Raw genomic sequence first — 16448 nt, 5'->3', positions numbered from 1 at the left:
TGCCTGCGCCTCCATGCAGGTATCGTGCTCCATGCTTCACGGCCTCACCGCCGGCTGATTGTCCCTGCTGTCTCATGCTGGGACGTCAGGCTGTCTCGGATTGAGAGTCCATCGAGGAGGGCTCGCTCCCTCGAGAGGGTCGCCCGTCTCGGCTGTCCAGGGTCGAAATGAGGGGCCGTCCCCGAAACGGACGAGCGGAACTCGAAGGCCCGGATTGAGCTGCCGCTGGCTGGAACGGCAATTGCTCGGTCAGGCTCGTGCCTTCTTTCATGAGTCCCTTCAAGGATGGAGCGAGGGAGCCCGTGAAGATGCGGGGCCTCTTCGCCGCCTGGTTTCCGCGCGAGGAGCGACGGTGGCTGGGCGAGTTCCTCTCACCGGAGCGCTTCGCGTGCGCCTACGTGGGCCTGGAGGAGCCGGTTGACGCGACCCGGAAGTGCACGCCCGCTCAGAAGACGCACCAGGACGAGTCGAAGGAGCCGCTGCTGCGGACGCTGAGGCTGCTCGGCAGGATTCTGAAGGCTCAGCTCAGTCCGACCGCGAGGGTAGGGGGGGGCAAGGACTGGCTCCACTCTCGTGCCCACCTGCCCCGGGCCTGGCGGAAATGAGACTTCTCTGGCCAGGCTCGTGGTTTCCCCCCGTCCAGCCGCTTGGGCCGCGGCGTGATGACGACAATCGCCTGCGCTTCGTCGTCCGTGTGGTGGTCATTGCCTCCCTTGCCCTGGCCTTCGCGCGCGGCGTCGTCTTCAAGCGTATCGAAACAGGTGACGAGGGCGTCAATGGCACGATGGCCCTCAACATGTGCCGTTCGCTGGCGCTCGTGGTGCGGCCCTCGTACATCCCTGGCGGCTCGGAGGATTGGGTTGGCTTCGATCTGCCAGGCATCGGCAACACTCCATTTCACTCGGTGCTCCTCGCACTCGGAGGCTGTCCCCTGGGCGGCCGGCCCGAAGCCATGGGGCTCGTCTCATTCGCGGCGCTGGCCGCCACCCTCTGCTTCACCTACCGGCTCGTCGCCCTGTGGGAGCGTCGTGCGGCGCTCCTGACGACGCTCCTGCTCGCGCTCTCTCCTGCCGTCCTGTGGCAATTCCGGCTGATGGAGGCCGAGCCTGTCCTCGTGGCGTGGGGCATGGCGGGCACGTACTGGATTGCGCGAGGAGAGCTCACCGGGAGGAATTGGCACTCCCTGCTGGGTGGCGCATGCCTCGGCCTTGGCTTCTTGACGAAGCTGTGGCTCGTCACCCCCTTCGTGCTGGCTTCGCTAGGGCTCCTTGCCAGCGTGCGTCTCCAGCGGCGTCAATGGGCGCTGGTTCCTGTCGCCTGCATCGCCGCCGGCTTTCTCGCCACGGCGTCCCTTCACATCGCCTTCGTCGCTCTGCGGTCACCCACGGATGTCGCCCTCTGGCTCACCCAGGTCTACTTCGCACCCTTCCTGGGGCAGAGCATCGGAGGGTCGAAGCTGGCTGGGGCGGGCGTGCCCACGGAATGGAGTCATCCCTTCTGGTACTACCCGGCGATCCTCTACCGGGAGCACTTCTTCCTCTGCCCCCTCCTTCTGGCTGCGCTCCCCGCCTTGAAGCGGCGTGCGCCGACCGCGGCCGGGCTCTTCGGCGCCATCGGCTTCGGGCTCGCAAGCCTGGTTCCCCTCTCGCACCCCGCCATCAAGGAGTCGCTCTACATCCTGGGAGTCTTGCCATTCCTCTATGGGCTGGCCGGGCTTGGTGCTTCGGCGCTCCTTGCCGGGGAGGGCACCCTCGAACCACGGGGGGCATCGGGCCGTCGAGCCCTCAGGGTCGCGGGCGTCTTCTCGGCCGCGGCGGTGCTCCTCATCGGGGCGGCTCATGCTCGGGGGCTGAAGCGCGATGACATCACGCCTGTCTATGTTGGCGCGCACACGCTCGGGGTGGGGGGCGCCTGGCTCCTGGCGTATGCGGCGGCTCGCCTCGAGCGCGCGCGAGCGACGGCGCTCATCGGTGGCCTCTCCTCGCTGTCACTGGCTGGTTTCGGGGCGTACGAGCTCACTGCGCCTCAACCACCGTACAAGGAGATCTCGGAGATCCTTCGCCCCTATCTGGAACCACTGCCGCCCGGGCATGAGAGCTTCATCTCGCCCCGGTACAAGGTTCTTCAGCTCTACCTGTTTCGCAATGGTCGCTACTGGCAGTCCTTCTACACGGAACTCCGGCCGGAGACGCTCGTGGCGAGCATCGCGTCCGGCGAGTACTGCGCCTTCGTCTTCGGCCCGGAGGAGCGTGAAGACCCCCGGCTCGTGCAAATGGAGCGGGACATCGCGCTGCAGGCCTTGGACTTGAGCGCGGAGTTGCCGGAGGGCGCACGCGGGGGATTCCGCGTCTTCGTGAACCGAGCATGCATGCAGGAGGGCGCGAAGGGTTCACGCCACGCGGAGGGATGACGCCAGCATTCAACGCCGGCTGTCTTCAACGCGCCTTTCCCACCCACACCACATGACCAGCGATCGCTATAGCTGCTCCATGACTGCTCCTGTTGAGTCATGACATGACGTCGAAGCACCACGGCCCGTTCTGGAAAGTCCAGAGCGGGCCGCGGTAGGTCAAGGGCTGGAAGGTGGCGGCGTGGTCGGCGCTCTGTCCAGCGTCGTCAACGTTCCGGCCGGACCTTCAGTCCGCGCGGGCCTCCGCGCTGCTCAGGCCCCGGTGCCTCACCCTGCTACAGGTGTTCGCCTTGCTCCGGAATTGGTGTTCGGCTTGTCCCGGAGCCGGTGTTCGGCTTGCTCCGGAATCGGTGATCGGGATCGTCCGGAGCACGCATCCACCCTGAAGGGATGACGTTGAACCCAGAGGTGTCGCGGGCGCGTGACAGGTGGGCAGCGCCAGGGCGCTTCCTGGGGCAGGGAGAATTTCATGCGAGGGTGGCCCGGATGCGCGTTAGCCTGGAGTTCGCTTTACCAGCCACATCCCGCGCAACCATCGTTGAGATCCCTGCGCCTGCTCGGCGCGGAGAGGGAGAACCATGCAGCGCTTTGTCCTCTTGGGTCTTGCACTGCTCACGGCCTGTGCAACGCCTGTCCATCAGGCCGCATCGCCGGTCCAGCCCAGCCCGGTCTACGTGTTCGAAGGCGTGGAGGTGTTCGGCTCACGCAAGGTGCCCAAGGGCAAGCTGCTGGAGGTCATTGGGATGCCTGCGCCCGGCGCGCGCTTCAACCTCGAGAAGGGGGAGTTCACGCCGTACCTCATGGAGAGCAAGCCGCGGCTCCTGGCGGCCTACAAGTTCGCGTTCTGCAGGTACTCGATGGTGGCCTACCCGCCGACGCGGACGTTCCGGGTGACGGTGGATCTGGTCGATGCCGGAGATGAGTGGCGTATGCCCTTTTCACCCGCGCCGCAGGGCGATATCCCGGAGCCGGAGGGCCTCCTCACGGCCTGGGATGAATACCAGACGGCCTACTGGAAGCTGAGCAGGGAAGGGGCTGTCCCCGAGTACGGCAAGAGCAAGTGCCATGCCCTCAACTGCCATGGAGGATTCGACCACCCCGAGCTCGCGCCGCTGGAGCAGCGCTTCATGGATGGTGTTCCCCGCAATCTCGACACGCTGGTGCGGGTGCTGCGTGAGGATCGCAACGACTCCAAGCGAATGGCCACGGTCATGCTCCTGCCCTACATCAACTCACGCGAGCAACTGGTGAAGCTCGTTCTCCCGTCGGTGCGCGACCCCTACGAGGGTGTGCGCAACGAGGCGCTGCGCCTGCTGGGAACGATGCAGGAGGGACAGCCGCGGGTCATCATCCCGCTGGAGCCCGTGCTCGAAGCGCTCTGGTACCCGCTCGAGACCGACCGCAACAAGGCAGCCTGGGCGCTCGTGCACATCGTGGAAACCGAAGGCGCCGCCCATCAGCGGCAGATTCTCGACAAGGCGGGCGCGGTGCTGGTGGAGATGGCTGGAATGCAGCAGAAGACCGATGCCGAGCCTGCTCGCAAGGTGCTCGCCATCCTGGCGGGGCGGGACCTGGGTGACGAGCCGGCGGCCTGGCACCGTTGGGTCGAGCAGACGCTCGGCTCGAACAGTGCCCATCGGTGACGAAGATGCTGCGAAGGCGGCAGTACGGGGGGCGTAACCCCTGGAACGCATTGGCGGTAGGGCACGGGAATCGAACTCGCCAGGGACTGCTCTCGTAGCCCCTCACCGGTTTTGAAGCCCCGCCACACCGATCCGCGAGGTGCCCGGGAGGATTGAGGGGTGGCCCGTTTCCCTCTGGCGCGGGGTGGACCGCGAGTCCGTAAAGGTCCACCCGCGTCCGTTCATCTTGGGTACAGCTTGGGTACGCGGGTGGGGACGGCAGGGGTTAGGGGGCATTGGCTGCACCGGGGCCGGTCACGTCCGTGAACTTCGTGCCGGTGATGACCGCGCGCTCCAGGGCCTCCTTGATCTCCTCGGACACGATCAAGGCCACGGTCCAGCCCCAGGTGCGGAACACCTTGGCGCCTTCCACCTTCGCCGGGTCGATGCGCATCCCGGACACGGAGGAGTACGTACCCACCTTTTCGGGCATCCCGTCCTCCGGGGTCCAGTAACGCACCTCCTCGCACGCTGCATCGTCGATGCACTTCACCAGCCGGGTGGCGTTGAGGATGAAGTGCTGAGCGGGCTGGGAGTCGATCTCCACCGGGATGAGCTTCATGTCGTCGGGTGCCAGCTCGGTGAAGAAGGAGGCCGCCCGGGCGTGGACGACGGGGATGCTGAATGCCGCGTGGGAATAGTCGAGCGGTTTGCCGGAGATCTTGATGGGGATCCTGATGCGCTCGTCCGAGTGAGCCCGCTGCCCGATCCTGAACTGCCACGGGTCATAGAGCTTGCGCCCTTCCTGATCGAGAGGATGCCCCAGCTCCCACCGGCCGGAGAGGTACACATCATCGGTCAACTTGAAGAACCGCGTCGGCATGAGGTCGTCCATCCGAGGCGGGCTACTCTGGATCGAGCGCCCAGGTTCCTTCTTCCCAGCGCTTCAATGCCTGCCCGGCTTCAAAGGGAACGAGCCCCTTGCCCTTGGCGGCTTCCTCCAGAACCGCCTTCGCTTCGGCCGTCCGGTAGCGGAGCAGATGGGCGGCGGCCATGACACGCACATCCATGCGCTCATGCTTGAGCAGGACGAGGAGGGCATCACGTCCTGCGTTTCCATGGGCCAGGAGCTTATCGACGGCTGCACCGTACTTCCTGGCGTGCTTGTTTCCCGTCTTGGCATCTCCCCGGAAGATGGCCTCGGTCTGTGCCGCCACGTTCAGGGCGAACTGCTCGACCAATCTCTCCAACGTCATCACCAGACCCCCTTCGCCACGTTCTCCATGGCCAGCAGCCCGAAGTCACGCTGGGCCTCGTAGGACTGCGTGCTCAACCATTGCCTCACGGTCAATGGCGAGCCGGTGATACTACGCCGGATCGACGAGTAGAGCGCGCTGACGTCGGTGTGCAGGATCTTGTCCAGTGGGATGAGGTTCTCGGTGTTGTGGAGGGCCTGGGGGCCGAAGCGCTTCACGTTGCCCGGAGTTTGCTCGACGATGTGGTGCCACTCCTTGTTCTTGCCCGCCGGGCCCATGGCCTTCTTGAAACCACTGAACGAGCTCCAGGCCCTGTAGCCCAAGGGACGCGCCTTGGCGGAGGCGCTGCCGCCCGTGGCTTTGGCCCCCATGGCCACCGCGCCGGGCGCGAGGGCGATGGTGACGGTCTCGGCGCTCACGGCCACCGTTCCCACGTCCGCGACCGCCGCGAGCCTGATGCCCATTTGCGCTTCAGCCTGGACCGCCGCCTGCGCGGCGCCTGGGAGCATTGGCACCTTCGACCCCAGCCCCGCCGCCGTGTTCCCAAGGGCGGCCGTTGCCAACATGGCGAACGCGCGCGCCGCGTTGCGGCCCATGACCTTGCCGTAGCGCTCACCCGCCTCGCGGAGTTCGTCAAACGTGGTGGCCCGCTCCGCCTCCTCCACCAGCTGCTTGAAGCCCAAGATGAGGCTCCAGAACGTATCGACCCCCACGTAGGCAATGAGGGAGGCGGTCATCACGGCGGCCACGCCCTTCGAGAAAGGCTCGGGCACCGCGAGCAAGATGCAGTACGTGGTCCACGTCCAAAGAACCGCAGCCATCATGGCCTGGGGATCAGCCATCTCCTTGAAGGCGTCCATCATCTCGTCCCGCACGACGCCTTGGGCCAAGGCCATGGCCAGGGCGTAACGGCCATCTCCGGTGACAGTAGGGCTCTCCACCAGGAGGCGCAGGCAATCGCCGGGTTTGCTCGTTCGCTCGCACCAGCGCAGGTATGCGCGCGTCAGATCCACCTCTGTCGAGGGGAGATCACCGTCCAGGTGTTCGCCCGGTCCCAGCGGGATGACACGGTGGCTGCGCGGCTCGTACAGGTACGAACCGCTGCGCGGATCCATCTCGAAAAACCGCCGGGCCGTTTCCTGGGGATGAGTGGACGGCCGCACGTTCCGGGCGAGCACTGCTACGACTTCAACGAAGTCGTCTTCGTCCAACTCCACCGGCGCGGCATCGCCGCTGCGTGGGGTGAGGACGATGGGGTCGCCGTGGCCCGTGTGTAGGCGCACGGACTTCGTGGTGCCGCTGCATCCGGCCAGCATCACGATCAGTAGGGGAATCGACCATCGTGGCAGCATGCGGAGCCCTCCTGGCGCTGGCGCTCTTTGCTCGGGAGCGCATCGGTGGCGCAAGGTCGGGTAATACCAGGTAGAACTGACAAGCGCTCCGGGTGGTCACCGGCTGTCGTCGAGCGTGCGGGCCGACGGCGTGCCGGAAGTGTTCAGGTGCAGTGCGCCCAATGACTAGATTGCTTCCATGGGAGCATCCGGTCTGTCCAAACGCGCCTGCCAGCAGAGGTCCCACGATAGCCCACAGGACCAGCCGCCGTGCTGTTTTCCCGAGAGCCAAGCGACTCTCCATTGCCATGGGTTCACAGTGACTGGGGGCGATGCTGATCGTCAGGCCCAAGTCAGTCGTTCAAATCTAGTTCGGCATACTAGGGGAGCCGGACTGTCCCGATGTGAACTCCAAGTGAGAGGAACGCGTCTCGTCGTACGAGCCCATACTTTCCAGCGGATGAGCCGCGACCGGCCGACTCGCGGGTATGTTTGGAATAAATGCTGGACGGTAGTGACCAAATGTCAAAGCTGCCGTCGCTCTGTTGGAAAGCACCGAATACGCGGGACACGCGTGCAAGCATCTTGAAGGTGACACCGACGGTGTCGGTGTCAGGTTTGGCGCACTTGATCACAATCAATTCGTCGTCGAGTAGCGCCTCATTCGAGATGTTGCTGAGTGGCTTGGCTCCTAGCTTTTCGGCGAGCTGTCGAGCTGTATCACGGCCCCATTGAGCGGCAGTTGCGCCACTTTCCTTATCCTGTGGCATTTGTGCGTCGACCTCTTGGTAGCTGCTGGCTGGTGACGATGAATCGCTAACCGGATTGCAGAGGTGTGGCGGTAGGGCACGGGAATCGAACTCGCCAGGGACTGCTCTCGCAGCCCCTCACCGGTTTTGAAGACCGGGCCGGCCACCAGGTCCGGAGGCCCTACCGCTTCCGATTACCGCCGCTCCGCCCCAGTCCGTCAACCACGGTCACGGCTTGCGCGCGGACACCACGGCGTACTCGTCGCAGTTGAACAGCGCGGGCCACTGGAGCTGCTCCGGTGTCATCCGCATCGCCTTGTGCACGTCCGCGCGCACCTGGTGCAGCGACGTGCTCCCCGGATTGCGCTCCAGCTGCGTTATGCCCCGCAGCGCCACCAGCGCCGTGTTCACCGCCGGGTACACGTCGTCCGCGATGGACTCCACCTTCGCGTCCTGGAACCCCGCCCGCCGCAGCTCCTCCCGGTAGCGCTCCGTCGACCAGACGTTCTCCTCCGGGAAGGCAATCAGCCCCCGCCAGTAGCGGTAGCGCAGCCGTGCTCGGAGTCCGGCTCCAGCCTCACGGTCCGTCTTCTGCGCCATGTCCGCCATCACCAGCCGGCCTCCCGGCTTCAGCACCCGGAAGGCCTCGCGCAGGAAGTCCTGCCTCATCCGGAAGTGCATCGCGGACTCCAGCGCGAACACCACGTCGAACGCTCCCTCCGGCCCCGGCAGCGCCGTCGCGCTCCCCACCTCCAGCCGGACCACACCCTCCAGCCCCGTCAGCTTCACGCGCTCCCGGCCCACCTTCACCTGGTTCGGCGTGATGTTCACCCCGACGATGCTCGCGGGCTTGAACTCCTCCGCCCACAGCAGGTCCTGGTCCGCGTACCCGAAGCCGCAGTCCAAGACGGCATCCCCGGGCCCCAGCTTCGCCGTCCTCGCCAACAGGCGCGCCATCTCCGCCTGCGCGGACCGGAACAGCTCCCCCACGCGCTCCACGTTGGCGTCGTCCACCTTCTCCACGTGCTTCCAGTAGCCCAGGTTGATCCAGAAGGGCTCCCGGCCCGTCGTCACCCGGATGTCGCTCGGCGCCGGCATCCCCGCCACCCAGGCCCCTGTCTCGTTCGTATAGAAGCGCTCCGGGTCCGCCAGGAACGCACTCTTCAGCCGCGTCGCGACCTGCCTCACGTTGACCATCGCCAGCCTCCTGGGCCTTCCAACCGATGGCCGGAACCCTAGCCCGTGTCACGGCAATTCCAGGCTTGGCCTGCATGGCGGTTTTCACTGGTGAATGAAGCGGGGCCGCTCGCCCGGTGTCCCAGGGGGCGCCTTGCCCGGCGCGTCATCCGGGCTCCATGATGAGCGCCCTTCCGCCATGCGCCGAACCTTCCGTTCCGTCCTCCTGGCACCGGGCTTCCTTCCGGTGTCCATCCTGCTGCTGTGTCTGTGTCTGTCCTTGAGCGCGGGGGCAGCACCGGCGGCGACGAACGCCAGGCCGTTCCGCGTTGGGCCTCCCGCCGCGTGGGTGAAGCCGCTTCCCATTCCTCCAGACCCCGGCCCGACGCCCGAGGGCGAGGAGGAGACCAGCGTCTCCCGGCTGCTGATCGAGGAACAGGTGCGCGTGTCCGGCCCGTCGCGCGTGCACTACCTGCACTCGGCCCAGAAGGTCCTCTCGCCGCGGGGCATCGACCGCGTCACGGACATCCAGTTCCGCTTCGATCCGACGTACCAGAAGCTCACCGTCCACGGCATCTGGCGCATCCGCGATGGCCGCCGCGAGGACGTCTTCCAGCCCGCCGAGGCCCGCGTCATCCAGCAGGAGACCGAGCTCCAGAACCGGCTCTACAACGGCAACCTCTCCGTGGTGCCCTTCCTCCGCGACGTGCGCGTGGGCGACACCGTGGAGGTCGCGTACTCCTTCGAAGGCGCCAACCCCGTCTTTGGCGGACGCTTCTCCGACGTCGTCGGCGTGGGCCACTCCTATCCCGTGGTCCACTTCGCCTACCGGCTGCTGTGGCCGGAAGGGCGGGGGCGCACGCTCTTCATCCGGGACTTCGCCGCGCCGGGCCTGTCGCGCTCGGAGTCGATGCTGAACGGCGAGCGTGAAATCATCCTGGAGCGCCACCACGTGCCCGCGGTCCGCCACGAGGACAACGTCCCCGGCTGGCAGCCCGTCTACCCGTGGATCCAGTTCAGCGAATACAAGGACTGGAACGACGTCGCGCGCTGGGCCTCCACGCTGTTCCAGATGCCCGCCCGCTCGAAGTCGCTGGAGCAGGAGGTCCGCCGGCTGTCGAAGGAGCCCACCCCGGAGGCTCGCTTCCTCGCCGCGCTTCGCTTCGTCCAGGACGAGGTGCGCTACCTGGGCATCGAGATGGGCCCCAACTCCCACCAGCCCCATCCGCCCGACGAGGTCCTCCAGCGCCGCTTCGGCGACTGCAAGGACAAGTCGCTCCTCTTGGTGTCGCTCCTCAAGGGGCTGGGCATCGACGCGCAGCCGGCGCTCGTGAGCACGGACCTCACGCAGCTTCTGGACGGATTGCGTCCCACCGCCACCGCGTTCAACCACGTCATCGTCCATGCCACCGTGGCCGGCCGCGAGCTGTGGGTGGATCCCACGGCGACGCTGGAGCGCGGCGGGCTGGAAAGCTACGAGCCGCCCTCCTACGGCCGGGCCCTCCTCGTCGCCCCCGCCACCACGGCGCTCTCCGTCATCCCCACGCCCACGCTGACGGAGCCCTCCCTCTTCGTGGACGAGACCTACGTCGCGATGGGCCGCGACGGGGCCGCGACACTCGACGTCGTCACCACGCGCACGGGGGCGGACGCCAACTCCATGCGCCGCGCGCTCGCGGGCACGTCCCTGTCCGAGGTGTCCCGCCTCTACTTCAACTACTACGCGAAGACGGACGCGGACATCTCCATCGCGAAGCCCATGTCGGTGGACGACGACACCGTGACGAACGTGCTCGTCACGCAAGAGCACTACCGCATCGAGGACTTCTGGACCTCGGACGGTCGCCGGGAGTTCCGCGCGCATGGCCTGCGCCAGCACCTCTCCGTGCCGAACTACTCCCACCGCGCCTTCCCGCTGGAGGTGGAGCACCCCGTCTTCGCCCGCCACCGCATCACGCTGAAGGCCGGCGAGCTGCCCCCCGTCAAAACGGAGTACGAGGTCGTGGACGGTCCGGCCTTCCGCTTCGTGGCCGACACCCGCGCCGAAGGCAAGACGCTGCTGCTCGACTACAGCTATCGCAGCACCGCGGACTCGGTCCCGCCCGAGCGCATCGCCGAGTACGTGAAGGCCGTGCGCGCCACCGAGGCCCAGCGCGGCTACGCCATCCAACTCAGGAGCCGGGCCGCCCGCGACCAGGCCTCATCCGTTCCGTCCGGCGAGGCGGGTGCCATCCTCCTGGGCGTCATCGCGACGTGCCTCGTGCTGTGGTTCGTCATCGCGCAGGGCGGCCCGGTGGCGCTCTGGCGCAAGGGCCGCGCCTGGGGCCGGCGCCGCGCCTTTGCACGCAAGTTCGACGCGGACCACCGGGGCGACAGCGCAGGAACCGCCATCCCCATCACCAGCCCCCAGGAGCTGCTGTCCACGCTGGGCCGGCTGCGCTGCGCCTGTGGAGCCACCAGCGAGGCCCCACGGGAGTCGCTCCGCCACGAGGCCGTCGTCCTGGGCGACCGCCACCTCACCCTGGTGCAGTGGCAGTGCCCCACCTGCGCCCGAGCCCGCCGCGCCTACTTCGAGGACATGGGCTCGCGCGCCGCCTGACGCCTACTGGCAGATGCCCGGGCAGTCCGCGCTGCCCCCGGGCTGGCACGTGTCGGACGGATCATCCACGCAGGTGTTCCCGGACACGTTCCCCGCGCAGCCCCCGAAGAGGCCGCCGCAGCACTCGACGTACCCCTCCGGCACGTCACACGGCGTCGGGAAGGACTGGCACGTCTCGCTGTCCGAGCGCGCGAACACCACCACCTGCGGACACGTGCGCGGCTCTTCGTCGTCGTCGCCCAGACAGCCCGTCAGACCCAGCACCGCCATCAGCCCCAGCTTCGTCCATGCATGCATGGCGCGCATCAGGGCAGGGGAGAACGGCGCTAGTCCAGCCCCCGCTCCCACAGGTCGTCTTCATCCAGACCCATCAAGTGACCGACTTCGTGCATCACCGTGATGCCAATCTGTTCGATGAGTTCCTCGCGGGTCCGCGCGAAGCGCTCCAGGTTCTTCTGGTACAGCACGATGGAGGGCGGGAAGTGATCCGCCGCGTCCATCACGCTGCGCTCGCCCACGGGCGTGCCCCGGAACACCCCCAGGATGCACGGTGACAGTGGCGGCTGCTGACCCAGCAGGTCCTCATCCGACGGCAGGTCCTCCACCGCCAGCGTCACGTTGTCCATGTACTGCTTCACCTGCGAGGGCAGGGCGCGCATCGCGTCCTCCACCGCGCGGTCGAACGCCGCCTCCTCCAGCGCCACCGGCGGCGGCAGCTCCTCCGGGGCCAGCGCCTGCGCCCGGGAGAAGCGCTTCTTCGCCTCCTTCGCATCCTGGCGCCGCTCCGCGACCAGCCCCAGGTAGTGGTGCGCCCAGGCCTCGTCCGGCGCGTCCTTCAACACCCGCTCGAAGGCCTCCTGCGCGGGCGCGAAGCGGCACAACTCGAACAGCGCGATGCCCCGCTCCAGCTGCGCGTCCGTCGAGCGCGGCATGTGCGTCAGCGCCTGGTCCAGGATTTTCAGCGCGGACTCACATTCCCCCAGCTGGTTGAGGCCCATGCCCTCCAGGAGGAGGAACTCGTAGACGAGCTCCACGTCATCGGCCCGCTGCGCCAGCTTCCGCCCGCGGCCGCACCACTCCAGCCCTTCCTCCACCGCCTCGCGGTCCTCGCCGGTGCGGCACACGAGGAATTCCGCCGCGCCGAAGAGGATCTCCAGGTCTTCCGGGGCCATCTTGAGGGCGGCGCCATAGGCCTTGCCCGCGTCCTCCAGGCGTCCCACCTCCACCAGCGCGGCGGCCCGGTAGTGCAGGGCTTCTGGTGAGTCCGGAACGTCCCGGAGCAGGGCGTCGGCGCTGGTGAGCGCGGCCTCGAAGTCCCGCGCCTCGAAGGCGTCCGCGACTCCCTCCAGCCGCGCGTCCATGTCCCGCGCCTCCCCTTGCTTCGCCATGCGCTTCGCCATTCGGGCCGGCAGCTAAGAAGCCGTCCTTCGCGTTGTCAACGACCGGCGTCGCTGTTACCTTCCAGCGCCCCGTTTCGGCCCGAACCCCGTGAACATCCTGGTCGTCGACGACGATTACGAGCTGTGCACCATGCTCTCTCGCTACCTGGAGATGCATGGCTACACCGTGTTCTCGGCGTCGGACGCGCTCCAGGCCCTGGACATCATGGAGCGTCACCCCGTGGGGCTGGTCATCACCGACTACCTGATGCCCCACCTGGACGGCATCCACTTCACGGAGATGCTGAAGGCGGACCCCCGCTTCCAGCGCATCTCCGTCCTGATGATGACCGCCAGCACGGACGCCAACATCTCCGACCGGGGCCTGCGCAAGGGCGTCGCCATCACCCTGCAGAAGCCCCTGGACATGGGGCAGCTGCTCAACCTCGTGCGCTTCGCGGAGTAGGGCCTTCCCAAGGCGGCCCGGCCCCCCACCCGGGCGGGCCAGTAGGCGTCCTCAGGCCCACACGGCTGCCCCTTTCCGTTGACATCGTCGATGCGGCCCTTATGTTGGCGCTCGACATGGCCGAGTGCTAACGGCCATCCCCATTTGTAGAAATTCCCCAAGTATTATCGGAGGTTACGATGGCAGCGAAGGAAATCTTCTTCCATCAGTCCGCGCGCGATTCCATCCTGCGCGGCGTCCGTGTCCTCGCGGATGCGGTCGCGGTGACGCTCGGTCCCAAGGGCCGCAACGTGGTCATCGAGAAGAGCTTCGGCTCGCCCACCATCACCAAGGACGGCGTCACCGTCGCCAAGGAGATCGATCTCGAGAACCGCTTCGAGAACATGGGCGCGCAGATGGTGAAGGAGGTCGCGTCGAAGACCTCCGACAAGGCCGGCGACGGCACCACGACGGCGACCGTGCTCGCGCGCGCCATCTATGAGGAGGGCCTGAAGCTGGTGGCCGCCGGCCACAACCCCATGGACCTCAAGCGCGGCATCGACAAGGCCGTGGAGGTGGTGGTCGCGGAGCTGAAGAAGATGTCCAAGACGACCACGGACAAGCAGGCCATCGCGCAGGTGGGCACCATCTCCGCCAACGGGGATGAGACCATCGGCCAGACCATCGCGGACGCGATGGAGAAGGTCGGCAAGGAGGGCGTCATCACCGTCGAGGAGGCCAAGGGCCTGGAGACGACGCTCGACGTGGTGGAGGGCATGCAGTTCGACCGTGGCTACGTGTCGCCGTACTTCGTCACGAACCGCGATCGCATGGAGGTCGTCATGGACGACCCCTACATCCTCATCAGCGAGAAGAAGGTCTCGTCGATGCAGGACATGATTCCGTTGCTGGAGCAGGTGGCGCGCTCGGGCAAGCCGCTGCTCATCATCGCGGACGACATCGAGGGCGAGGCCCTGGCCACCCTGGTGGTGAACAAGATCCGCGGCGTGCTGAACGTGGCCGCGGTGAAGGCGCCGGGCTTCGGCGACCGCCGCAAGGAGATGCTCAAGGACATCGCCACGCTGACGGGCGGCATGGTGGTGAGCGAGGAGCTGGGTCACAAGTACGAGAACCTGACCCTCACCGACCTGGGCCGCGCCAAGCGCATCACGGTGGACAAGGACAACACCACCATCGTGGACGGTGCCGGCCAGAAGGCGGACATCGAGGGCCGCATCAAGCTCATCCGCACGCAGATCGAGACGGTCACCAGCGACTACGACCGCGAGAAGCTCCAGGAGCGCATGGCGAAGCTCGTGGGCGGCGTGGCGGTCATCAACGTCGGCGCGGCGACCGAAGTGGAGATGAAGGAGAAGAAGGCCCGCGTGGAGGACGCGCTGCACGCGACCCGCGCGGCCGTCGAAGAGGGCATCGTCCCCGGCGGCGGCGTGGCCTACATCCGCAGCCTCAAGGCGCTGGACGGCCTGAAGCTGGGCGGCGAGCAGGACTTCGGCGTGGACATCATCCGCAAGGCGCTGCAGGAGCCCCTGCGCAAGATCTCCAGCAACGCCGGCGTCGAAGGCGCCGTCGTCATCAACAAGGTCAAGGACGGCACCGGCGCGTTCGGCTTCAACGCCCGCACGGAGACCTACGAGGACCTGGAGAAGGCCGGCGTCATCGACCCGACGAAGGTCGAGCGCACCGCGCTGCAGAACGCCGCCTCCGTGGCGTCCCTGCTGCTCACCACCGAGGCGATGATCGCCGAGCGCCCCAAGAAGAAGGCCAAGGGCGGCGCGGGCGGCGGCGCCATGCCGGAGTACGGCGGCGACGACATGGACTACTGAGCCGACGTAACGGCTCCGTAGCTTCGTAGGGTTTCCGGCCCCGGTGGGCTCCGCGAAAGCGGGGCGCCCGGGGCCGGAGTCTTTTTCAGGAAGCGGTCTTCTTGAAGGCCAGGCCCAGCTCGCGGCTGAGCGCCGTGGTGTCGGAGAGCAGCTTGGGCAGGCACGCGGCGGCCCCGGCGCGCAGCGACGCCAGCGCCGTGTCCATGGTGAGGTGCTCGGCCAGGACGACGAAGGGCGCGCCCTGGCTCAGGGCCCGGGCCAGCTCCAGCGCCTTCTTGCCGTAGGCCGGCGCGAAGTCCCAAGACACCACCACGCCCATGGGCGGCTCCATGGTGGCCACCTCCGCGCCCGCGACGACGCGCGCCTCCAGGCCCAACAGCGTCAGCGCCTCTGAAATCAGCCGCGCGGTGGCCGGGTTGTCCTCCAGCACGTCCACCCGGCGCACGCCAGCGCTGGGGGCGGGGACAGGCGGCGCGGCCGGCGTGTACAGCGCCTGCCGCAGCAGCGCGCGCACCTGGCGGATGTCGTCGAAGGGCTTGAGCAGGTAGTCCACCAGGCCCAGCTGCAGCGCCTGCTGCGTCGTCACCAGCGAGGGGTAGCCCGTCATCAGGATGACGCGCGACGCGGGGTCCAGCTTCCTCGCGTGCTGGGCCAGCTCCAGGCCGGAGATTCCGGGCAGGTTCTTGTCCGTGACGATGAGATCCACGCGCGACGAGCGGAGGATTTCGAGCGCGGCTTCGCCCGTGGCCGCTTCAATGACTTCGCACTCCTTGTCCATCAGGTCCTTGAAGACCATCCGGATGATGCCCTCGTCGTCCACCACCAGCAGGCGCTTGCGCGGCGGGCGCGGCGCGTCCGTGGGCGGGAAGAGCACGCGGAACACGGTGGCCGGGGGCGGCACTTCGCGCAGCGTCGTGGGCGGCACCAGGGCAATCTGCGCGTGGTGCTCCTGCGCGATGCGACGACAGACGGCGAGCCCCAGGCCCGTGCCGCGTTTGCTGGCGGAGACGTAGGGCTCGAAGATGCGCGTCTTCAGCTCGTCCGGGATGCCCGGTCCCCAGTCGGAAACGTAGAGGGCCGCGGAGGCGCCATCGCGCGTGAGCGTCACCTTCACGCGGCCCCGGCCGGACATGGCGTCGCGGGCGTTGTTGAGCAGGTTGAGCGTGAGCTGCTCAATCAGCCGCGCGTTGCCCTGGATGGTGAGGTCCTCGGGGGCCTCCACCTCCAGTGAGATGCGCGCCGAGTCCGGGTTGACGCTGAACACCTTCGCCGCCGCCCAGATGGGCGCGGCCAGGGACAGCCGCTGCTGCGGGGCCGGCCGCTCGCTGGCCAGGCGGATGAAGTCGGAGACGATCTGCTCCATCCGCTCCACCTGCGCGAGCAGCAGCTTCAGCGGACCGCTGGAGCCTCCTTCCTCGGCGAGCAGCTGGGCGTAGGCCTTCGCGCCCAGGAGGGGCTGACGCAGCTCATGGAGGACCTCCGCGGCGACCTGATGGGTGTGGGCGTTGGCGCGTTGCAGCGCCACGGCCGCGACCCGTGCCTTCTCCAGGTCCCCCGCGTCCAGGGCCTGGAGCAGCTGCGCGAGCGGCGAGGGGGTCTCCATGCGCGGGAGCATGGCGGAGGCAGGTGTTCACGCG

13 protein-coding genes and 2 tRNA genes are annotated in these 16448 nt (G+C 67.5%); 6 read left to right on the top strand and 9 right to left on the bottom strand.

Annotation, left to right across the window (positions count from 1 at the left end; genetic code table 11):
• Positions 1 to 269: 269 nt before the first annotated feature.
• From D7Y11_RS07260 to D7Y11_RS07250, 3 genes are all read left to right on the top strand, one after another.
• Positions 270 to 605 (top strand): hypothetical protein, encoded by a 336-nt coding sequence (locus D7Y11_RS07260; protein WP_120580350.1) that lies wholly within the window; start codon positions 270 to 272, stop codon positions 603 to 605.
• Positions 602 to 2410, top strand: a complete 1809-nt coding sequence (locus D7Y11_RS07255; protein ID WP_126933326.1) for a glycosyltransferase family 39 protein — start codon at positions 602 to 604, stop codon at positions 2408 to 2410. The genes D7Y11_RS07260 and D7Y11_RS07255 overlap by 4 nt, the downstream gene beginning before the upstream one ends.
• Positions 2411 to 2988: 578 nt before the next feature.
• Entirely contained in the window at positions 2989 to 4053 is a 1065-nt protein-coding gene (locus tag D7Y11_RS07250; protein WP_126933325.1) for a HEAT repeat domain-containing protein, read from the top strand.
• A gap of 51 nt (positions 4054 to 4104) precedes the next feature.
• Here D7Y11_RS07250 and D7Y11_RS43190 read toward each other — a convergent pair.
• The 6 genes from D7Y11_RS43190 to D7Y11_RS07225 all read right to left on the bottom strand — a co-directional run bounded on the left by D7Y11_RS43190 (position 4105) and on the right by D7Y11_RS07225 (position 8565).
• Positions 4105 to 4198: transfer RNA gene (locus D7Y11_RS43190), tRNA-Sec, on the bottom strand.
• A gap of 120 nt (positions 4199 to 4318) precedes the next feature.
• The gene (locus D7Y11_RS07245; protein WP_120576623.1) at positions 4319 to 4915 is read right to left on the bottom strand and encodes a DUF1629 domain-containing protein; all 597 of its coding nucleotides are present in this window, start codon (positions 4913 to 4915) and stop codon (positions 4319 to 4321) included.
• Between the two features lie 22 nt (positions 4916 to 4937).
• The gene (locus tag D7Y11_RS07240) at positions 4938 to 5288 is read right to left on the bottom strand and encodes a DUF2019 domain-containing protein (RefSeq protein WP_120576599.1); all 351 of its coding nucleotides are present in this window, start codon (positions 5286 to 5288) and stop codon (positions 4938 to 4940) included.
• Complete coding sequence (locus D7Y11_RS07235; RefSeq protein WP_120576600.1) at positions 5288 to 6640, bottom strand: hypothetical protein; 1353 nt, start codon at positions 6638 to 6640, stop codon at positions 5288 to 5290. The genes D7Y11_RS07240 and D7Y11_RS07235 overlap by 1 nt, the downstream gene beginning before the upstream one ends.
• 815 nt (positions 6641 to 7455) lie before the next feature.
• A tRNA-Sec gene (locus D7Y11_RS07230) sits at positions 7456 to 7554 on the bottom strand.
• 42 nt (positions 7555 to 7596) lie between these two features.
• Positions 7597 to 8565 (bottom strand): cyclopropane-fatty-acyl-phospholipid synthase family protein, encoded by a 969-nt coding sequence (locus D7Y11_RS07225; RefSeq protein ID WP_126933324.1) that lies wholly within the window; start codon positions 8563 to 8565, stop codon positions 7597 to 7599.
• Between the two features lie 178 nt (positions 8566 to 8743).
• On the opposite strand from D7Y11_RS07225, the gene D7Y11_RS07220 reads away from it, so the two are divergent.
• Positions 8744 to 11143 (top strand): DUF3857 domain-containing protein, encoded by a 2400-nt coding sequence (locus tag D7Y11_RS07220; protein ID WP_158641895.1) that lies wholly within the window; start codon positions 8744 to 8746, stop codon positions 11141 to 11143.
• 3 nt (positions 11144 to 11146) lie between these two features.
• Here D7Y11_RS07220 and D7Y11_RS07215 read toward each other — a convergent pair whose 3' ends face one another.
• On the bottom strand, positions 11147 to 11440 hold the full coding sequence (locus D7Y11_RS07215; protein WP_120576624.1) for a hypothetical protein: 294 nt from the start codon (positions 11438 to 11440) through the stop codon (positions 11147 to 11149).
• Positions 11441 to 11469: 29 nt separating this feature from the next.
• A complete protein-coding gene (locus D7Y11_RS07210; RefSeq protein WP_169825497.1) occupies positions 11470 to 12543 on the bottom strand; it encodes a metallopeptidase family protein in 1074 nt (357 codons plus the stop codon).
• An 88-nt stretch (positions 12544 to 12631) separates the two neighbouring features.
• Here D7Y11_RS07210 and D7Y11_RS07205 point away from each other — a divergent pair, with 88 nt between their 5' ends.
• Together D7Y11_RS07205 and groL are read left to right on the top strand one after the other, a co-directional pair.
• Positions 12632 to 12988 (top strand): response regulator, encoded by a 357-nt coding sequence (locus D7Y11_RS07205; RefSeq protein WP_120576603.1) that lies wholly within the window; start codon positions 12632 to 12634, stop codon positions 12986 to 12988.
• A 179-nt stretch (positions 12989 to 13167) separates the two neighbouring features.
• The gene (groL, locus tag D7Y11_RS07200; RefSeq protein WP_120576604.1) at positions 13168 to 14811 is read left to right on the top strand and encodes a chaperonin GroEL; all 1644 of its coding nucleotides are present in this window, start codon (positions 13168 to 13170) and stop codon (positions 14809 to 14811) included.
• An 85-nt stretch (positions 14812 to 14896) separates the two neighbouring features.
• On the opposite strand, the gene sinK is transcribed toward groL, so the two are convergent.
• Positions 14897 to 16414, bottom strand: a complete 1518-nt coding sequence (sinK, locus tag D7Y11_RS07195) for a hybrid histidine protein kinase/response regulator SinK (RefSeq protein ID WP_158624395.1) — start codon at positions 16412 to 16414, stop codon at positions 14897 to 14899.
• Positions 16415 to 16448: the final 34 nt, after the last annotated feature.

It is taken from the genome of Corallococcus sp. AB018 (assembly GCF_003986945.1).
GTDB lineage: Bacteria > Myxococcota > Myxococcia > Myxococcales > Myxococcaceae > Corallococcus > Corallococcus exiguus.
This window is presented reverse-complemented; position numbering and strand designations above follow the sequence as displayed.

What these genes read in the sequence shown, in the direction of transcription:
- groL (WP_120576604.1), top strand. Translation starts at nt 13,168, where the DNA reads ATGGCAGCGAAGGAAATCTTCTTCCATCAGTCCGCGCGCGATTCCATC.
- sinK (WP_158624395.1), bottom strand. Translation starts at nt 16,414, where the DNA reads ATGGAGACCCCCTCGCCGCTCGCGCAGCTGCTCCAGGCCCTGGACGCG.
- D7Y11_RS07245 (WP_120576623.1), bottom strand. Translation starts at nt 4,915, where the DNA reads ATGCCGACGCGGTTCTTCAAGTTGACCGATGATGTGTACCTCTCCGGC.
- D7Y11_RS07235 (WP_120576600.1), bottom strand. Translation starts at nt 6,640, where the DNA reads ATGCTGCCACGATGGTCGATTCCCCTACTGATCGTGATGCTGGCCGGA.
- D7Y11_RS07240 (WP_120576599.1), bottom strand. Translation starts at nt 5,288, where the DNA reads ATGACGTTGGAGAGATTGGTCGAGCAGTTCGCCCTGAACGTGGCGGCA.
- D7Y11_RS07225 (WP_126933324.1), bottom strand. Translation starts at nt 8,565, where the DNA reads ATGGTCAACGTGAGGCAGGTCGCGACGCGGCTGAAGAGTGCGTTCCTG.
- D7Y11_RS07220 (WP_158641895.1), top strand. Translation starts at nt 8,744, where the DNA reads ATGCGCCGAACCTTCCGTTCCGTCCTCCTGGCACCGGGCTTCCTTCCG.
- D7Y11_RS07215 (WP_120576624.1), bottom strand. Translation starts at nt 11,440, where the DNA reads ATGCATGCATGGACGAAGCTGGGGCTGATGGCGGTGCTGGGTCTGACG.
- D7Y11_RS07210 (WP_169825497.1), bottom strand. Translation starts at nt 12,543, where the DNA reads ATGGCGAAGCGCATGGCGAAGCAAGGGGAGGCGCGGGACATGGACGCG.
- D7Y11_RS07260 (WP_120580350.1), top strand. Translation starts at nt 270, where the DNA reads ATGAGTCCCTTCAAGGATGGAGCGAGGGAGCCCGTGAAGATGCGGGGC.
- D7Y11_RS07255 (WP_126933326.1), top strand. Translation starts at nt 602, where the DNA reads ATGAGACTTCTCTGGCCAGGCTCGTGGTTTCCCCCCGTCCAGCCGCTT.
- D7Y11_RS07250 (WP_126933325.1), top strand. Translation starts at nt 2,989, where the DNA reads ATGCAGCGCTTTGTCCTCTTGGGTCTTGCACTGCTCACGGCCTGTGCA.